This is a genomic window from Phytobacter sp. MRY16-398 (assembly GCF_003925915.1).
GTDB classification, from domain to species: Bacteria; Pseudomonadota; Gammaproteobacteria; order Enterobacterales; family Enterobacteriaceae; genus Phytobacter; species Phytobacter diazotrophicus.
Genome location: NZ_AP018756.1, coordinates 3,181,611 through 3,199,485, shown reverse-complemented (window position 1 = coordinate 3,199,485; position 17,875 = coordinate 3,181,611). Strand labels below are relative to the sequence as shown.

At 51.8% G+C, this 17,875-nt stretch carries 21 protein-coding genes; 10 read left to right on the top strand and 11 right to left on the bottom strand.

The window, feature by feature from the left end:
• The first annotated feature begins 598 nt into the window (after positions 1–598).
• The 5 genes from oppA to oppF all read left to right on the top strand — a co-directional run bounded on the left by oppA (position 599) and on the right by oppF (position 6,184).
• Entirely contained in the window at positions 599–2,230 is a 1,632-nt protein-coding gene (gene oppA / locus MRY16398_RS15705) for an oligopeptide ABC transporter substrate-binding protein OppA (RefSeq protein WP_039079162.1), read from the top strand.
• 84 nt (positions 2,231–2,314) lie between these two features.
• Positions 2,315–3,235 carry an oligopeptide ABC transporter permease OppB gene (oppB, locus tag MRY16398_RS15700; RefSeq protein ID WP_039079161.1) on the top strand — a complete coding sequence of 307 codons (921 nt, stop codon included), beginning with the start codon at positions 2,315–2,317 and terminating at the stop codon, positions 3,233–3,235.
• A gap of 14 nt (positions 3,236–3,249) precedes the next feature.
• Positions 3,250–4,158: an oligopeptide ABC transporter permease OppC gene (oppC, locus tag MRY16398_RS15695; RefSeq protein ID WP_039079160.1), complete on the top strand. Its 909-nt coding sequence runs from the start codon at positions 3,250–3,252 to the stop codon at positions 4,156–4,158.
• An 11-nt stretch (positions 4,159–4,169) separates the two neighbouring features.
• Positions 4,170–5,183, top strand: a complete 1,014-nt coding sequence (oppD, locus tag MRY16398_RS15690) for an ABC transporter ATP-binding protein (protein ID WP_039079159.1) — start codon at positions 4,170–4,172, stop codon at positions 5,181–5,183.
• The gene (gene oppF / locus MRY16398_RS15685) at positions 5,180–6,184 is read left to right on the top strand and encodes a murein tripeptide/oligopeptide ABC transporter ATP-binding protein OppF (protein WP_039079158.1); all 1,005 of its coding nucleotides are present in this window, start codon (positions 5,180–5,182) and stop codon (positions 6,182–6,184) included. Before oppD ends, oppF begins: the two co-directional genes overlap by 4 nt.
• 37 nt (positions 6,185–6,221) lie before the next feature.
• On the opposite strand, the gene MRY16398_RS15680 is transcribed toward oppF, so the two are convergent.
• The gene (locus tag MRY16398_RS15680) at positions 6,222–6,551 is read right to left on the bottom strand and encodes an HI1450 family dsDNA-mimic protein (RefSeq protein WP_039076909.1); all 330 of its coding nucleotides are present in this window, start codon (positions 6,549–6,551) and stop codon (positions 6,222–6,224) included.
• A gap of 34 nt (positions 6,552–6,585) precedes the next feature.
• A complete protein-coding gene (gene cls, locus MRY16398_RS15675) occupies positions 6,586–8,046 on the bottom strand; it encodes a cardiolipin synthase (RefSeq protein ID WP_039076985.1) in 1,461 nt (486 codons plus the stop codon).
• Between the two features lie 144 nt (positions 8,047–8,190).
• Between cls and MRY16398_RS15670 the strand changes: the two genes are divergently transcribed.
• From MRY16398_RS15670 to MRY16398_RS15660, 3 genes are all read left to right on the top strand, one after another.
• Positions 8,191–8,364 carry a YciY family protein gene (locus tag MRY16398_RS15670; protein ID WP_125124753.1) on the top strand — a complete coding sequence of 58 codons (174 nt, stop codon included), beginning with the start codon at positions 8,191–8,193 and terminating at the stop codon, positions 8,362–8,364.
• A 65-nt stretch (positions 8,365–8,429) separates the two neighbouring features.
• The gene (locus MRY16398_RS15665; protein ID WP_039076986.1) at positions 8,430–9,047 is read left to right on the top strand and encodes a LysE family translocator; all 618 of its coding nucleotides are present in this window, start codon (positions 8,430–8,432) and stop codon (positions 9,045–9,047) included.
• Between the two features lie 17 nt (positions 9,048–9,064).
• Positions 9,065–9,403 carry a DMT family transporter gene (locus tag MRY16398_RS15660; RefSeq protein WP_039076910.1) on the top strand — a complete coding sequence of 113 codons (339 nt, stop codon included), beginning with the start codon at positions 9,065–9,067 and terminating at the stop codon, positions 9,401–9,403.
• A gap of 55 nt (positions 9,404–9,458) precedes the next feature.
• Here MRY16398_RS15660 and MRY16398_RS15655 read toward each other — a convergent pair whose 3' ends face one another.
• Entirely contained in the window at positions 9,459–9,755 is a 297-nt protein-coding gene (locus MRY16398_RS15655) for a YciI family protein (RefSeq protein ID WP_125124752.1), read from the bottom strand.
• Between the two features lie 219 nt (positions 9,756–9,974).
• Between MRY16398_RS15655 and tonB the strand changes: the two genes are divergently transcribed.
• A complete protein-coding gene (tonB, locus tag MRY16398_RS15650; RefSeq protein WP_107224638.1) occupies positions 9,975–10,697 on the top strand; it encodes a TonB system transport protein TonB in 723 nt (240 codons plus the stop codon).
• Between the two features lie 28 nt (positions 10,698–10,725).
• On the opposite strand, the gene yciA is transcribed toward tonB, so the two are convergent.
• From yciA to MRY16398_RS15630, 4 genes are all read right to left on the bottom strand, one after another.
• A complete protein-coding gene (yciA, locus tag MRY16398_RS15645; protein ID WP_107224635.1) occupies positions 10,726–11,127 on the bottom strand; it encodes an acyl-CoA thioester hydrolase YciA in 402 nt (133 codons plus the stop codon).
• Between the two features lie 126 nt (positions 11,128–11,253).
• A complete protein-coding gene (locus MRY16398_RS15640) occupies positions 11,254–11,793 on the bottom strand; it encodes a septation protein A (RefSeq protein WP_039076913.1) in 540 nt (179 codons plus the stop codon).
• A gap of 41 nt (positions 11,794–11,834) precedes the next feature.
• Positions 11,835–12,578 (bottom strand): YciC family protein, encoded by a 744-nt coding sequence (locus tag MRY16398_RS15635; protein WP_125124751.1) that lies wholly within the window; start codon positions 12,576–12,578, stop codon positions 11,835–11,837.
• A 33-nt stretch (positions 12,579–12,611) separates the two neighbouring features.
• Entirely contained in the window at positions 12,612–13,007 is a 396-nt protein-coding gene (locus MRY16398_RS15630) for a YkgJ family cysteine cluster protein (RefSeq protein WP_125124750.1), read from the bottom strand.
• A 281-nt stretch (positions 13,008–13,288) separates the two neighbouring features.
• Here MRY16398_RS15630 and ompW point away from each other — a divergent pair, with 281 nt between their 5' ends.
• The gene (gene ompW / locus MRY16398_RS15625) at positions 13,289–13,924 is read left to right on the top strand and encodes an outer membrane protein OmpW (RefSeq protein ID WP_039076916.1); all 636 of its coding nucleotides are present in this window, start codon (positions 13,289–13,291) and stop codon (positions 13,922–13,924) included.
• 56 nt (positions 13,925–13,980) lie between these two features.
• Here the strand turns inward: ompW and MRY16398_RS15620 are convergent, their stop codons facing one another.
• From MRY16398_RS15620 to trpCF, 4 genes are all read right to left on the bottom strand, one after another.
• On the bottom strand, positions 13,981–14,235 hold the full coding sequence (locus MRY16398_RS15620) for a hypothetical protein (RefSeq protein WP_232034336.1): 255 nt from the start codon (positions 14,233–14,235) through the stop codon (positions 13,981–13,983).
• Between the two features lie 269 nt (positions 14,236–14,504).
• Positions 14,505–15,311, bottom strand: a complete 807-nt coding sequence (trpA, locus tag MRY16398_RS15615; RefSeq protein WP_039076918.1) for a tryptophan synthase subunit alpha — start codon at positions 15,309–15,311, stop codon at positions 14,505–14,507.
• Positions 15,311–16,504 carry a tryptophan synthase subunit beta gene (trpB, locus tag MRY16398_RS15610; protein ID WP_079497527.1) on the bottom strand — a complete coding sequence of 398 codons (1,194 nt, stop codon included), beginning with the start codon at positions 16,502–16,504 and terminating at the stop codon, positions 15,311–15,313. The genes trpA and trpB overlap by 1 nt, the downstream gene beginning before the upstream one ends.
• An 11-nt stretch (positions 16,505–16,515) precedes the next feature.
• Positions 16,516–17,874, bottom strand: coding sequence for a bifunctional indole-3-glycerol-phosphate synthase TrpC/phosphoribosylanthranilate isomerase TrpF (gene trpCF / locus MRY16398_RS15605; RefSeq protein WP_125124749.1), 1,359 nt, complete (start codon positions 17,872–17,874; stop codon positions 16,516–16,518).
• Position 17,875 lies beyond the last annotated feature (1 nt).

The window sequence follows — 17,875 nt, the reverse complement described above, 5'->3', positions numbered from 1 at the left end:
TGTTATTTCCCTCACACGATACTCTGGGGCTTGCTGTCAGATAATTGAAATGATATTAGTAATTTCGTCGCTCAGACAGACAAATGTGCTAGATAATAATCGAATGTTGATTTTTTGTGCAAAAAACGCGCAATCGTATTGCGAATGTAACAACACCGATGAATTGCTGTCTATCTGTATGATTTAAAATACTAATTTTTTATTTAAGCATGGTTGCGCGCTCTTGCAACACGGTTGTAAAGCCGAATAAAAGAGAATTAGTTAACAAATTTGCAAATTGTATTGGCGACGTAATGGGCCATTTGGTACTTTCCGGCCCTGTATTTATCTTAAGAATCTACGCAGATGAGAATTATTTTCAAATACAAATCTCATCCTGCAAATGCAAGAGAAACAGGCGTCTCGACAGGGGAGACGTGTAACAAAATCGACGTAAGGGCGCCATCCGAGCGGCTCGTAAGAAATAAAGTCGGTGATAGCAAGCAGTAAAACGATGCCTGACAGCAGCCAAAAGCTCCTGCGCTGTACAGGCCCCCTTTAGGGGACAAAACAGGCTGGCATTAATGTCAGTAATTATAATGAGTGGAGTATCAACACAATGTCCATCATCACAAAAAAAAGTCTCGTAGCGGCGGGCGTTCTCTCCGCGCTAATTGCAGGTAACGTAGCCATGGCGGCGGATGTTCCTGCTGGCGTTCAACTGGCAGAGAAGCAAACGCTGGTTCGTAATAACGGTTCGGAAGTACAGTCTCTTGATCCGCATAAAATTGAAGGCGTGCCGGAATCAAACATCAGCCGCGATCTGTTTGAAGGCCTGTTAGTCACAGATGTTGAAGGCCATCCAAGTGCCGGCGTCGCTGAAAAGTGGGAAAACAAAGATTTCAAAGTCTGGACCTTCCATCTGCGTAAAGACGCGAAATGGTCCGACGGCTCGCCGGTTACGGCACACGACTTCGTATATAGCTGGCAGCGTCTGGCAGATCCAAAAACTGCATCCCCTTACGCCAGCTACCTGCAATATGGTCACATTGCGAATATCGATGACATCATTGCCGGTAAAAAACCGACCTCAGACCTGGGCGTAAAAGCGCTTGATGACAATACCTTCGAAGTCACGCTGAGCGAACCGGTTCCTTATTTCTACAAACTACTGGTACACGCCTCTGTGTCGCCCGTTCCTAAAGCCGTTGTCGAGAAATTCGGTGATAAATGGACGCAGCCCGCGAATATCGTGACTAACGGTGCGTACAAACTGAAAGATTGGGTTGTCAACGAACGTATCGTGCTTGAGCGTAATACCAATTACTGGGATAACGCGAAAACGGTAATTAACCAGGTAACTTACCTGCCTATTTCCTCAGAAGTGACTGACGTTAACCGCTACCGCAGCGGTGAAATCGACATGACCTATAACAACATGCCGATTGAACTGTTCCAGAAACTGAAACAAGAAATTCCAAAAGAAGTCCACGTCGACCCGTACCTGTGTACTTATTATTACGAAATCAATAACCAGAAAGCGCCGTTTACTGACGTTCGTGTTCGTACCGCGCTGAAACTGGCTCTGGATCGTGACATCATCGTCAATAAAGTGAAGAACCAGGGCGATTTGCCAGCCTACAGCTACACTCCGCCATACACTGACGGTGCGAAACTGGTTGAGCCGGAATGGTTCAAATGGTCACAAGACAAACGTAACGCAGAAGCGAAAAAACTGCTGGCTGAAGCAGGTTACACGGCTGACAAACCGCTGACTTTCAACCTGCTGTACAACACCTCTGACTTGCATAAAAAACTGGCTATCGCGGTTGCTTCTATCTGGAAGAAAAACCTGGGTGTAGACGTCAAGCTGGAGAACCAGGAGTGGAAAACCTTCCTCGACAGCCGCCATCAGGGCACCTTTGACGTGGCGCGTGCAGGCTGGTGCGCGGACTATAACGAACCGACATCCTTCCTGAATACCATGCTGTCTGACAGCTCCAACAACACCGCGCACTATAAGAGCCCGGCCTTTGATAAGCTGATTACCGACACGCTGCAAGTCACCGACGAAGCGCAACGTACGGAGCTTTACACCAAGGCTGAACAGCAGCTCGATAAAGACTCTGCGATTGTCCCGGTGTATTACTACGTGAACGCCCGTCTGGTGAAACCGTGGGTGGGTGGTTATACCGGTAAAGACCCGATGGATAATATCTACGTTAAAAACTTGTATATTATCAAGCATTAATGGCAATGAGTGGGGCAGGGTAATCCTGCCCCACAGTGTCTTATTTCATCGCACTACAAAGGCACAGGCCAGAAGGTACGGGCAATGTTGAAATTTATCCTACGTCGCTGTCTGGAAGCGATTCCGACGCTATTTATTCTTATTACTATCTCATTCTTTATGATGCGTCTTGCGCCGGGTAGTCCTTTTACCGGTGAGCGTACGCTGCCGCCAGAGGTCATGGCGAATATCGAAGCGAAATATCATCTGAACGATCCGATTCTGACCCAGTACGCCAGCTATCTGAAACAGCTCGCGCACGGTGATTTTGGGCCGTCATTTAAATACAAAGATTACACGGTGAATGATCTGGTCGCGGCCAGCTTCCCTGTTTCTGCGAAATTAGGCGCTGCGGCGTTTTTACTGGCGGTGATTTTTGGCGTGAGTGCGGGCGTCATTGCCGCGCTGAAACAAAATACCAGATGGGACTATTCCGTGATGGGGCTGGCGATGACCGGGGTTGTGATACCGAGCTTCGTTGTCGCTCCGCTGCTGGTGATGATTTTCGCCATCACGCTTAAATGGTTACCCGCCGGGGGATGGAATGGCGGCGCGCCAAAATTCATGATCCTGCCGATGGTCGCATTATCTCTGGCCTATATCGCCAGTATTGCGCGTATAACGCGTGGCTCGATGATTGAAGTGCTACATTCAAACTTTATTCGTACCGCACGTGCGAAAGGCTTACCGATGCGCCGCATTATTTTCCGCCATGCGCTGAAACCCGCATTGTTGCCCGTGCTCTCCTATATGGGGCCCGCCTTCGTCGGTATTATCACCGGCTCAATGGTTATCGAAACGATTTACGGTTTACCCGGTATTGGCCAGTTGTTTGTGAATGGCGCATTGAACCGTGATTACTCGCTGGTATTAAGTTTGACCATACTGGTAGGGACGTTGACTATTGTATTTAACGCGATTGTCGATGTGCTGTATGCCGTTATCGATCCGAAAATTCGTTATTAACACTGGAGTACGCCATGATGTTAAGTAAAAAAAACAGCGAGGCGCTGGAAAACTTCAGTGAAAAACTGGAAGTAGAAGGTCGCAGTCTGTGGCAGGATGCACGACGTCGCTTTATGCACAACCGTGCAGCGGTCGCCAGCCTTGTCGTCTTGTTCTTTATCGCGCTTTTCGTGGCCCTGGCGCCGATGCTATCGCAGTTTAGCTATTTCGATACGGACTGGGGCATGATGTCCAGTGCGCCTGATACAACCTCCGGGCACTATTTCGGGACGGATTCATCCGGCCGTGATCTCCTGGTGCGCGTAGCCATTGGTGGGCGTATTTCGCTTATGGTCGGTATTGCTGCCGCGCTGGTTGCGGTTATCCTGGGAACACTTTACGGATCACTGTCCGGTTACCTCGGCGGTAAAGTGGACTCTGTGATGATGCGTCTGCTTGAGATCCTCAACTCATTCCCGTTTATGTTCTTCGTTATCCTGCTGGTGACTTTCTTCGGGCAAAACATCCTGCTCATTTTTGTGGCTATCGGTATGGTTTCCTGGCTGGATATGGCGCGTATCGTCCGTGGTCAAACGCTGAGTCTGAAACGCAAAGAGTTTATTGAAGCGGCTCAGGTCGGTGGGGTATCGACGGGCAATATTGTCATTCGTCATATCGTTCCCAACGTGCTGGGTGTCGTGGTGGTGTATGCCTCGCTGTTGGTGCCGAGCATGATTCTGTTCGAATCGTTCCTGAGTTTCCTTGGCTTGGGAACGCAAGAGCCGCTAAGCAGTTGGGGCGCGTTGCTCAGCGATGGCGCGAACTCGATGGAAGTTTCCCCGTGGCTGCTGCTGTTTCCGGCAGGCTTCCTGGTGGTGACGTTATTCTGTTTCAACTTTATCGGCGATGGGCTGCGTGATGCTCTCGACCCGAAAGATCGTTAAGGAGTGCTGTTATGAGCAAGCATGAAACCTCATTGGCGCCACAGGCGCAGCAGCATTCGGGCATTCTTCTGGATGTTAACGATCTGCGTGTGACGTTTAAAACCCCGGACGGTGACGTTACGGCGGTAAACGACCTGAACTTTAGCCTGCGTGCCGGTGAGACTCTCGGCATTGTGGGTGAATCGGGTTCGGGTAAATCTCAGACCGCATTTGCACTGATGGGCCTGCTGGCATCGAACGGGCATATTGGTGGTTCGGCGAAATTCAATGGCAAAGAGATTCTGAACTTGCCTGAGCATGCGCTGAACAAATTGCGTGCCGAGCAGATTTCCATGATCTTCCAGGACCCGATGACCTCACTGAATCCGTATATGCGGGTCGGTGAGCAGTTAATGGAAGTGCTGATGCTACATAAAGGCATGGGTAAGGCCGAAGCATTTGAAGAGTCGGTCAAAATGCTCGACGCCGTGAAAATGCCGGAAGCGCGTAAGCGTATGCGCATGTACCCGCATGAGTTTTCCGGCGGGATGCGCCAGCGCGTAATGATTGCTATGGCATTAATGTGCCGGCCAAAACTGCTCATTGCCGACGAACCGACTACCGCACTGGACGTGACCGTACAGGCGCAGATCATGACGTTGCTCAATGAGCTTAAACGTGAATTCAACACTGCCATTATCATGATCACCCACGATCTCGGCGTGGTAGCGGGCATCTGTGACAAAGTGCTGGTGATGTACGCCGGGCGTACTATGGAATACGGCGTGGCGCGCGATGTGTTCTACCATCCGGCACATCCCTATTCGATCGGTCTGCTCAATGCGGTACCGCGCCTCGACGCCGAAGGTGAAGAGTTGCTGACCATCCCTGGTAACCCGCCGAACCTGCTGCGGTTGCCCAAAGGGTGTCCATTCCAGCCGCGTTGCCCGCATGCGATGGAAATCTGTAACAGTGCTCCGCCGCTGGAGGAGTTTGCCCCAGGACGTTTGCGCGCCTGCTTTAAGCCGGTGGAGGAACTGGTATGAATGCCGTCACAGAAGAAAGAAAAGTACTCCTGGAAATTGCTGACCTGAAAGTCCATTTCGACATAAAAGACGGTAAGCAATGGTTCTGGCAGCCATCCAAAACACTGAAAGCGGTAGACGGCGTTACGCTGCGTCTGTATGAAGGGGAAACCCTCGGCGTGGTGGGCGAATCCGGTTGCGGGAAGTCGACCTTTGCCCGAGCGATTATTGGGCTTGTCAAAGCAACTGACGGCAAAGTGGCCTGGCTGGGCAAAGACTTGCTCGGGATGAAGCCTGATGAATGGCGCGACGTGCGCAGTGACATTCAGATGATTTTCCAGGACCCGCTGGCATCGCTGAACCCGCGTATGACCATTGGTGAAATCATCGCGGAACCGCTGCGTACTTATCATCCGAAAATGCCGCGTCAGGAAGTGCGTGACCGCGTCAAAGCCATGATGATGAAAGTGGGCCTGCTGCCAAACCTGATTAACCGCTACCCGCATGAGTTTTCCGGCGGCCAGTGTCAGCGTATCGGTATTGCCCGTGCGCTGATCCTCGAACCGAAGCTGATTATCTGTGACGAACCGGTTTCTGCACTGGACGTGTCAATCCAGGCACAGGTGGTCAACTTGCTGCAAAAACTGCAGCGGGAAATGGGGTTATCGCTGATCTTTATCGCCCACGATCTCGCGGTGGTGAAGCACATCTCCGATCGCGTGCTGGTCATGTATTTGGGACACGCGGTGGAGTTGGGCACCTATGACGAGGTGTACCACAATCCGCAGCACCCTTATACCAAAGCGCTGATGTCTGCTGTGCCAATCCCGGACCCGGATCTGGAAAAGAACAAGCAGATTCAGTTGCTGGAAGGGGATTTGCCTTCACCAATCAACCCGCCGTCGGGCTGCGTGTTCCGTACGCGTTGCCCGATTGCCGGACCCGAATGCGCGCAGACGCGCCCGGTGCTGGAAGGTAGCTTTCGCCATGCGGTCTCGTGCCTTAAGGTTGACCCGCTCTAAATGAAAAAGGCTGACGAAAGTCAGCCTTTTCTTTTTACTACTCGCGCCAGAGAATGTGGCACAACTTATGATCTTTCTCACGACAGAGCAGTACGCGGGCAAAGACATCGTTGATTTCGCCACCGTCGCTATCCGCGAGGCCAATCACCACCTCGGCGAAAAAGTCCGGGTTCAGATCGTAATCAACATGCTCTTGCCAGTCTTCGCTGGGATCAAACAATTCCGCACCGCCACGCTCTTCAAACTGAAGATTGAACAGAATGATATCTGCCGGGTCGAGATTATCCGCCGCAAGTTCGAGAAAAATATCGTAAGCCTGCTCCAGCGTTTCGTCTTCGCTCAGGCGGTTGTTCAGATCCATTTCCATAATGACTACCTGTTTAATATCATTTGGGCACGTTTTACAGCAATGGGCTAAAGAAGTAAAACAGTCGTTCTGCAATCCGGTGCCAGAACGGACGTTTAACCCACAGACGTGCGTCCAGCAAGCGAGACCGCGAAATATAATCATCCTGCACGGCCGCCAGATCGCTGCCAAAGCCGGTATCGTCGATAACCAGTGTAATCTCAAAATTAAGCCACAGACTGCGCATATCAAGGTTCACTGTTCCCACCAGGCTTAACTCGCCATCGACCAGCACGCTTTTCGTATGCAGAAGGCCGCCTTCAAACTGATAAATTTTTACCCCCGCAGCCAGCAGTTCGGTGAAAAAGGCCCGGCTGGCCCAGCCAACCAGCACCGAGTCATTCTTACGCGGCAGGATAATGCTGACGTCAACGCCTCGTTGCGCGGCGGTACAAATGGCATGCAGAAGGTCATCGCTGGGGACGAAATAGGGAGTCGTCATAATCAGGTATTCGCGCGAGGCATAAACCGCGGTCAATAATGCCTGGTGAATAAGGTCTTCCGGGAATCCCGGACCAGAGGCGATGGTGTGGATTGTGTGCCCGCTGGCCTGCTCAAACGGCATGATATTGGCATCCGGTGGCGGTGGGAGGATGCGTTTCCCGGTTTCTATCTCCCAGTCGCAGGAGTAGACGATCCCCATCGCGGTAGACACCGGGCCTTCCATCCTTGCCATTAAATCGACCCATTGACCGACGCCTGCATCCTGTTTGAAGAAGCGAGGGTCCACCATGTTCATACTGCCGGTATAGGCGATGTAATTATCGATAAGGATCATCTTGCGGTGCTGGCGCAGGTCCATCCGACGCAGAAACACACGCATCAGATTAACTTTTAACGATTCGACCACTTCAATACCTGAATTGCGCAGCATGCCGGCCCACGGACTGCGGAAAAACGCCACGCTGCCTGCTGAATCAAGCATTAAACGGCAATGCACGCCGCGGCGGGCCGCCGCCATCAAGGATTCGGCGACTTGATCGGCCATTCCTCCTGGCTGCCAGATATAAAACACCATCTCGATGTTATGGCGGGCTAGCTGAATGTCGCGGATCAATGCCTGCATCACGTCATCTGAGGAGGTGAGCAACTGGAGCTGATTACCTTTCACCCCCGCAATGCCCTGACGCCGTTCGCAGAGTTTGAACAGAGAAGTGGCGACACTGCTGTTTTCAGTCGCGAAAATATGGTGATACGTCTTAAGGTCTTTTAACCACTTGGCAGTGGATGGCCACATCGCGCGAGCGCGCTCGGCGCGGCGCTTACCAAGATGTAGTTCCCCAACGGACAGATAAGCGATAATCCCCACCAGAGGGAGAATATAAATAATCAGCAGCCATGCCATGGCAGAAGGGACCGCACGGCGCTTCATTAGAATGCGCAGCGTCACACCAGCGATGAGCAGCCAGTAGCCCAAAAAGATCAGCCAACTCACAACCGTGTAGAAGGTTGTCATAACAAAAAAATCCTTTTGAAAATCTGATATAAGGAGTTTACGCATAAGGACTCATCTGGCAAACAAAAACGGCGCTGAAAAGGACTGGTCTGGTGACGTCCAGGGTTTATAATGGGCGTTCTTTTTTAGGAAAGAGTCATAGAAATGAAGCGTAGTAGAACGGAAGTGGGGCGCTGGCGTATGTCCCGGCAGGCCAGTCGTCGCAAGGCGCGCTGGTTGGAAGGGCAGTCTCGTCGCAATATGCGTATCCACGCGATAAGAAAGTGTATTCTTAATCGGCATCGCAACGCGTTAGTTTTTGATTTTTACGGGTTCTGATGGTTCTGGGCACCTTTATGGTGCCCATTGTTTTTTATCTCTTACTCAAAAAGGGTGGATGCTGCATGACTGTTATTGATAGTTTGATTGCTTTTACCCTTGCGGCGACACTGCTGACGCTCACTCCGGGTCTCGATACCGCACTAATTTTACGTACTGCCGCGGTGGAGGGACGGAGTCAGGCATTTAAAGCAGCCTTCGGCATTAACACCGGTTGTCTCATATGGGGGGCTGCCGTTGCCTTCGGCCTTGGGGCATTAGTTGCGGTGTCGGAACTGGCATACTCTATTCTCAAATATTGTGGCGCTGCCTATTTATGCTGGCTGGGCGTGAATATGCTCATTCGCCCGCGTACCGCTGTTTTCTCTGTTGCGGGTGAAGATAAAAAGCAGAACTGGTTTATTCGTGGCATGTTAGGCAATGTACTGAATCCGAAAATGGGTATTTTCTACGTCTCTTTTTTGCCACAGTTTATTCCGCATGGGCAGCCGCTTATTATTTGGACATTTGGCCTTGTGATGATTCATGTGGTGCTGGGAACCATATGGTCAACAACGTTAATCGCGGCGACGCGCCCACTGTCATCATTTTTACGTAAAGAAGCCGTTATACGCTGGATGGATCGCACAACCGGCGTTGTGTTTTTGCTTTTCGCAACCCGCCTTGCGCTAAGTAAACGTTAATTCGCCTTTGGATAACCATGAATAAAGAAGCCATTATTTTTCTCGCCCTGGCGATTGTCAGTGAAGTCATTGCGACCACTGCGCTTAAAAGTTCCGATAGTTTTACCCGCCTGGTGCCCAGCATCATCAGTATTGTTGGCTATTGTATTGCATTCTGGTGTCTGACCATCCCAATGCGCACTATACCTACCGGAGTGATTTACGCCGTCTGGTCCGGGGTAGGGATTGTATTAATTGGTACAGTGGGCTGGATTATTCACGGACAGAAACTGGATTTTCCGGCGATGCTGGGGATGGGGTTAATTATTGCCGGCGTGGTTATTATTAATTTGTTCTCAAAAACGATTACCCATTAAAAACGGATAAAACAAAGGGGTATTATGACGCTTACCCCTTTGTTATTTCCGACAGTCAGAACACTTTCTTAAACGGCTTAACGATGACGTGCTGATAAACACCCGCCGCGACGTACGGGTCCGCGTCGGCCCAGGACTGCGCCGCTTCCAGAGATTCAAATTCTGCGATAACAGTTGAGCCGGTAAAACCCGCCGCACCCGGATCGTTACTGTCTACGGCTGGCATAGGGCCTGCCGTTAATAAACGACCTTCGTCATGCAGCAATTGCAGACGTGCCAGATGAGCCGGGCGCACGGAAAGGCGTTTTTCGAGGGAATCAGCAACGTCCTGTGAGAAAATTACATAAAACACGGGTAGGGCTCCTTCATGATGAGAAAACAACTACGTTATGTGAATCCATAAGTGCCTGCAACGCAAAGATGATGGCGCGTGAATATCCTCTTTCAGAGTGCGCTTTTTTTAACCGTATGCGCGCAAAATCTGGGTCAGACACGATGGCTGGTTGAATATGATTGCTATTTGCATTTAGAATCTAGCTTTGCTTTTTCAACTGAAACGATTATGACTTCAATGGCCCTTGATTTACCCCGTCGCTTTCCCTGGCCGACACTGTTGTCCGTCGGTATGCATGGCGCTGTCGTGGCGGCCATCTTGTATGCCTCGGTACATCAGGTTATTGAATTACCGGCACCCGCTGCGCCGATTACGGTGACCATGGTGACACCGGCAGAGCTGGAGCCGCCGCAGGCGGTGCAGCCACCACCAGAACCCGTTGTGGAGCCGGAACCCGAGCCAGAACCCGTTCCCGAGCCGCCAAAAGAAGCGCCGGTGGTGATCCACAAACCTGAACCGAAGCCAAAACCTAAACCGAAGCCGAAACCGGAGAAAAAAGTCGAGCAGCCTAAGCGTGAAGTAAAACCGGCAGAACCCCGCCCGGCGGCACCGGTAGAAAGTAACGCTCCGCCGCGCCCGGCGATGAATAACGCGCCAGCCATAGCCACCAAACCTGTGCCGTCGGTCCCGGCAGGCCCGCGCGCATTAAGCCGCACCCAGCCTCAATATCCGCCGCGTGCACAAGCCTTACGTATTGAAGGACGTGTTCGCGTGAAATTTGACGTACTACAGGATGGCCGTATCGACAACGTGGAAATTCTTTCAGCACAGCCGGCGAACATGTTTGAGCGTGAGGTGAAAACGGCCATGCGTAAATGGCGTTATGAACCGGGTAAACCGGGCACCGGCATCACGGTTAATATTATCTTCCGTATGGACGGTGGCGCGACAATGGATTAAGCAAGGAAGCCTCCCGATGGAGGCTTTTTTATGCCTGCACGGGAAGCGGTCGCGGTTTACCGTCGTTATCCACGGCAACATATATAAACAGTGCCTCCGTGGCTTTATAACGTTGACCAATAGGTTCTGAGGCGACCTTTTTAATCCAGACTTCGACGTTGATGGTAACCGACGTATTACCGCGTTTCACACAACGCGCATAACAACACACCACATCGCCCACGGCGACAGGGCGCAGGAAACTCATGCCATCGACGCGGACAGTGACGACGCGTCCGTGGGCGATCTCTTTAGCAAGGATTGCACCGCCCATATCCATCTGCGACATCAGCCAGCCGCCAAAAATATCACCGTTCGCATTGGTATCTGCCGGCATTGCCAATGTGCGCAGAACAAGTTCGCCCTGCGGTGCATCCTGAGTGTTAGACATGGTTATCTCATCAATAAAGAAGGGGGAATTCTGGCGGGATGCTACTATGGATTTATGGCTGAAAACAATTAGATAAGCTGATATGTAGAAAAAAAACCGGGCACAGCCCGGTTTTTTATGTGCCACTCACGGTTTATCGTCCTGCGGCATGTGACGATAGATATAAACACCGCTTAATACGGTAAAGATAAGAGTCAGTGCCGTTAAGCCAAACACTTTGAAATTCACCCAGATATTTTGTGGCAGCCAGAAGGCGATATAAATATTGGCCAGACCACAAAGGATGAAAAACAGCGCCCAGGCAAGGTTGAGGCGCTCCCATACTACCGGTGGCAGGGTGAGTTCTTTACCCAGCATGCGCTGGATAAGTGGTTTTTTCATTACCCACTGGCTAAACAGCAAGGCACCGGCAAACAGGGCGTAGATAACCGTGACTTTCCATTTAATGAATTCGTCATTGTGGAAGAAAATCGTCAGTCCACCGAAAACGGCCACCAGTACAAATGTAATCAGCGCCATTTTTTCGACTTTACGGTAACGCACCCAGCTATAAATCAGGACAACAGCCGTAGCGATGATCAAAGCTGTCGTTGCTGCATAAATGTCATACAGCTTGTAAAAAGCGAAAAACACCACCAGTGGGAGAAAATCAAGAAACTGCTTCATTCTACGGTTCCGTTAAATTGCCTGCTATCGCAGGCGAAAAATCACTGACGTATCAGCATATACAGGCGAAACAGATAAATGAGCAAAGCGACAGATATCATGTTGCTCACCGTGTTTGCGACCACCGCACCGACTTCCGGCGTAAGAAACGCTAAATTATGTGCAAACATCAGCAGTGCGATTTTTGCCAGCAACCAGCCGATGACCGCAGGCGCGACCAGACGCATATTGTTCCAGCCCAGACGCATACTGCCGCGCATCGCCGAGAAGACGCCCGCGCGATCCTGAACCATCATCACCGGTGCGAACGCCAGCAAAATAGCCAGTAATACGCCGGGTACGAAGATGAACATCATGCCGATTTGCACCATAAAGGTTGTCAACATGAACAGGATAAACAGCGCGGGCAAAACCGGCGCACTGGCACCGATAGCACGAAGCGCGCTAACGCGTTGCCCTGCCGAGATCATCCGGATCATCATCAACGTGCTGCCCGCCAGGATGGCATTCCCGATCAAACCGGAGAAGGTGGCTGCCGCTGATAAGCGTAACAATACCTGCTGCTGTTCCGGCGTCATATTGCGCACCAGGTCAAACAACCCGGTGCTTTCCGCCAGATAATCACCTTCACCCAGGATCGAAAGCTGGGCGTCACTGGGCGAAAAGACGCGCCCTAACAGCACTGTAATAAATGCACATAGAAGTGCAATCAGTAAAATGGTAACAAACTGATTACGAAAAAAATTCCCCGTGTCACGGTAAACGGATTCTGCCGTGATAGACATGCACTCTCCTTGAGTTCTGCAATGTTAAATTCATCACAATTGTACCCTGAAAGCGTCATCGGTGGCAGCCTCCGTGGATGTATGGAAAAGCATATCTTTGTAAAGCGGTGGTAATCCGTAATACGCACGGGCGCGATCGCAGGCCTCATTGGCCTCGTCATTCTCGCCCGACATCATAAATTCGCGGCAAGGATATGGTCGTTGCTCATAAATACGGCAACGCGCTGACTCACCCGGAATGCCTTCCAGCGCGACACAATGGCTTCGCTTCTGATTGGTTCCGCGCATACAGCGTAAAAAAGGGGTGACAGGCTCAGTCAGTTGAGCCGGTACGGAACCGCCAGCGTCATCCGCCTCGGCCCAGTAGAAAGAGACACGAAAATAAGCACAACAGGCTCCGCACGACATGCACGGGTTGAGATCACTCATGGCACACCTGCAATAACTACGCATCAATTCAAATTGTGAGTTCATTAAAGTAGACCCATGAACACGCGTCGGCAAGAGGGAACGATGACGATTTTTTTAGCAAGTTTAAACGGCAAAATTGATGTGAATACAAAAACTAAAAGTGTGAACTGGCAGTCAAAATTAACTCAGATCAATAAATGTTAAATTAACGAATGTAATGTGATCCAGATTGGATCACGATGTACTTATTTATAGGTATATTCACGGCGCCTATGAAAAACCACATACATGGAGTGGATATGAATAAATTAGCCGTGGCAGCATTGATCCTCAGCAGTCTTTCCGCAGGTGCGTATGCGCATGAAGCGGGGGAATTTTTCATGCGTGCCGGTTCCGCGACTGTGAGGCCGACGGAGGGATCGGATAATGTGTTAGGGAGTCTGGGAAGTTTTAACGTCGATAATAATACCCAGCTCGGACTGACCATGACGTATATGGCAACGGACAACGTTGGCGTGGAATTGCTGGCAGCGACCCCGTTTCGTCATAAAGTAGGGACCGGCCCAACCGGTAATATCGCAACCGTTCACCACTTGCCCCCAACGCTGATGGCACAGTGGTATTTTGGTGATGCCGCAAGTAAAGTCCGCCCGTATATTGGTGCGGGTATCAACTACACCATGTTCTTTGATGAAAAATTCAACGATACGGGTAAATCGGCTGGACTTTCTGATTTGAGCCTGAAAAATTCCTGGGGCGCGGCAGGACAGGTAGGGGTGGATTATTTAATTAACCGTAACTGGCTGATTAATGCCTCAGTCTGGTACATGGATATTGATACGGACGTTCGCTTTAAAGCGGGAGGCGCGCAGCAAAGCGTGAGTACGCGTCTCGATCCGTGGGTATTTATGTTTGCTGCTGGCTATCGCTTCTGATAGCTGCTACAGAAAACTGGCCGCATAAGGGTGGCCAGTTTTTATCAACGAGAAATTCAGGTGAGTTTTTTCAGCACACCGTACGATCCCCAATTGATGACTATTGCGGCAATAACCCCTATAAGCCATGGAATACGTGAACCGGCAAAATAGTAATGGCCTATATAACTGCCAAGAGTGAAACAGGTGAAAATCGTCGCAATTGTAAACCAGCCTCTTATCAATGCGGCTTTATTAAGCATATGGACATCCTTCCCATTAAAGACATCAGCGTCTGACGGATGATGAATACCTATGTAGTTTACTGTCATCCGTGTCCCACATATCCGCGACATTATTAAGCCTTAGCGTTATGCAGGCAATGCAGAATTGACCCGCGATAGCCGTCGCGAGTCAGGATTGTGTTGTAGTTAACAGTCAGCCACCGGATGAAGAAACGGGAAACGACAGGTCGCTGAAAACGAATAATAAGACAGACGCATCAGCAGAGAATGAGTGCTATTTGTGAAATGGGACTGTGCAGACGCTGTGTCAGTTAGCGGAAAAAAACGCCCGGCGGCGGGCCGGGCGTCAGGAGGCATTACTGACGAGTGCCAGCTTTCATCGCCCGGACAAACGCGCCAAGTTCTTCGAGCATCACGGCAGGTTTATCAAGGTTCTTCTCAATAATTTTGACGATAGCGGAACCTGATATTGCCCCGGCAGCGCCCGCATCAATGGCTGCGGTCACCTGGTCAGGCGCAGAGATACCAAACCCTTGCAATGGCGGCGCAGCATGATACTCGGTCAGTTTTTCGACCAGGTGGTGGAGCGGCAACGCGGCACGGTTTTCCGCCCCGGTAACCCCGGCACGGGAGAGCAGATAGGTATAACCGCGACCGTGCGAGGCGATTTGACGCAGCAACTCGTCATCGGCGTTTGGCGGGCAGATGAAGATCGGCGCGACATTATGCCGCAGCGCGGCCTGACGGAACGGCGCAGACTCCTCCACTGGCACATCGGCGACCAGCACTGAGTCGACACCCGCTTTCTCGCACTGGGCATAGAACTCATCTATACCTCGGCTAAAGACGAGGTTGGCGTACATCAGCAGGCCAATCGGGATCGTCGGATGTTTCTGGCGAATCGCGGCCAGCATTTCAAAACACTGGCTCGGCGTGACGCCTGCGGCAAAGGCGCGCAGCGTGGCGTTTTGAATGGTCGGGCCATCTGCCAGAGGGTCTGAAAACGGGATCCCTAATTCCAGTGCATCGGCGCCAGCTTCAATCAGCGTATCGATGATTTTCAGTGATTGCTCAGGTGAGGGATCGCCCAGCGTGACAAAGGGAACAAATGCGCCTTCCTTGCGTTCCTTCAATTGTTTAAAAAGTGTCTCGTAGCGTTCCATCAGATTTCCCCTCGCGCTTTCAAAATATCGTGTACGGTGAAGATATCTTTATCTCCACGGCCAGACAGGTTAACCACCAGCAGTTGCTCTTTTTCCGGGTTCTCACGCATCATTTTCAGCGCATGGGCCAGGGCGTGGGAGGATTCGAGTGCCGGAATAATCCCTTCGTGGCGGCACAGCGTCTTAAAGGCTTCGAGTGCTTCGTCATCGGTAATAGAGACATAATCCGCACGACCGGTGCTGTTCAAATAAGCGTGCTGTGGCCCCACGGACGGGAAATCCAGCCCCGCAGAGATAGAGTACGACTCCTCGATCTGGCCTTCATCGGTCTGCATCATTGGGGATTTCATTCCGAAATAGATCCCCACGCGGCCATGCTTAAGCGGCGCGCCGTGTTCACCGGTTTCGATACCGTGTCCGGCAGGTTCGACCCCAATAAGGCCAACACTGGTTTCTTCAATGAAATCGGCAAACATGCCGATCGCATTGGAGCCGCCGCCCACGCAGGCGATGACGGCATCCGGCAGGCGGCCTTCTTTTTCGAGGATCTGCACTTTGGTCTCTTCACCGATCATCCGCTGGAATTCACGCACAATGGTCGGGAAGGGGTGCGGGCCTGCGGCGGTACCGAGCATGTAGTGCGCGGTATCGTAGCTGCCAGACCAGTCGCGCAGCGCTTCATTACAGGCATCTTTCAGGGTGGCGGAACCGCTGTGTACCGGGATCACCTCTGCGCCCATTAAGCGCATACGGAAGACGTTTGGTGACTGACGCTCCACATCTTTCGCGCCCATGTAGATGCGGCATTTCAGGCCGAGCAGGGCGCTGGCGAGCGCCGATGCCACACCGTGCTGCCCGGCACCGGTTTCGGCGATGATTTCCGTTTTACCCATCCGTTTGGCCAGCAGCGCCTGTCCTAATACCTGGTTGGTTTTGTGTGCGCCGCCGTGCAGTAAATCCTCACGCTTCAGGTACAGGGTGGTATTCGTCCCTGCGGTAATGTTCTGGCATTTAGTCAGTGCGGTCGGGCGACCGGCGTAGTTTTTCAGTAAATCGGTGAATTGCGCCTGAAATTCAGGATCTTTTTGCGCGCTGACAAAGGCTTCTTCCAGCTGACGCAGTGCAGGCATCAGGATTTGCGGCACATACATGCCACCAAACTCACCAAAATACGGGTTTAATAATGTCGTCATGGTTTTCTTCCTTAATAAGCGCGTAAAGTTCGGAATACCGAGGCCACTTTATCGGCGTCTTTTTTCCCGGGTTCAGACTCTACGCCTGAATTGAAATCGAGTCCGGCACAGCCGGTTTTGGCCGCTTCTACGCAGTTATCTGCGCCAAGTCCGCCTGCCAGCAGTACGTTGTCCAGCGTTTGCCCTGACAGCAGGCTCCAGTCAAAACGCTTACCGCTACCGCCCTGGCCGTTATCAAACACATACTTATCGACATGGTTCAGGTCGCGGGCCGGCAGGGTGTCGCCCACGCTCAGCGCCTTCCAGATTTGTACGCTATCCGGCAACTGCTTACGCAGTGTGTCGATATAGTGCTGGTCTTCACTGCCGTGTAACTGTACGGCGACTAACCCCAGTTGCTCCACGTTGGCCGACACGGTTTCGACAGGCGCATTACGGTACACACCAACGTACTGGAGCGGTGCGCCCGCCATAACCGTGCGGGCCTGGGCGACGTTGACGGCACGGGGGGAAGAGGCGACGAAAATCAGACCGCCATAAATCGCTCCCGCTTCATAAGCGACCAGCGCATCTTGCGGACGCGTCAGGCCGCAGACTTTATTTTCGCCAAGCAAGACGCGTTTAACGGCGGCGTCCAGATCGTCATGAGACATCAGCGCGGAACCAATCAGGAAACCATTAGCGAAATGGCTCAGTTCACGCACCTGGGCGTAAGTGTTAATCCCTGATTCGCTGATAACCGTTACCCCTGCGCCCAGGCGCGGAGCCAACTGACGTGTACGATTCAGATCGATAGACAGATCGCGCAGGTCGCGGTTATTGATGCCGACCACTTTTGCCCCAAGCGCGATAGCGCGCTCCAGCTCTTCTTCATTGCTGACTTCGGTCAGTACACCCATGCTCAGGCTGTGGGCGACGGCAGAGAGCTGGCGGTATTGCTCATCATCCAGTACCGAGAGCATCAGCAGGCAGGCATCGGCCTGGTAAAAGCGCGCCAGATAAATCTGGTAAGGGTCGATAATGAAGTCCTTACACAGAATCGGCTGATGCGCGATCTGGCTGACAACAGGCAGGAAATCAAAACTGCCCTGGAAATATTTCTCGTCGGTCAGTACGGAGATGGCCGATGCATGGTGTTTGTAAACCCCGGCGATACGCGCCGGGTCGAAATCATCGCGAATCACCCCTTTTGACGGGGATGCTTTTTTGCATTCCAGGATAAACGCGGTGCGCGTACCCTGCAGGGCGTCGTAGAAGCGACGAGTGCTCGGCACCACGTCATTCTGAAAACTGGCCAGCGGCTGCTGCTCCTTGCGGGCGGCTACCCAAATCGCCTTATCCGCGACGATTTTTGCTAATACGGTTTGCATT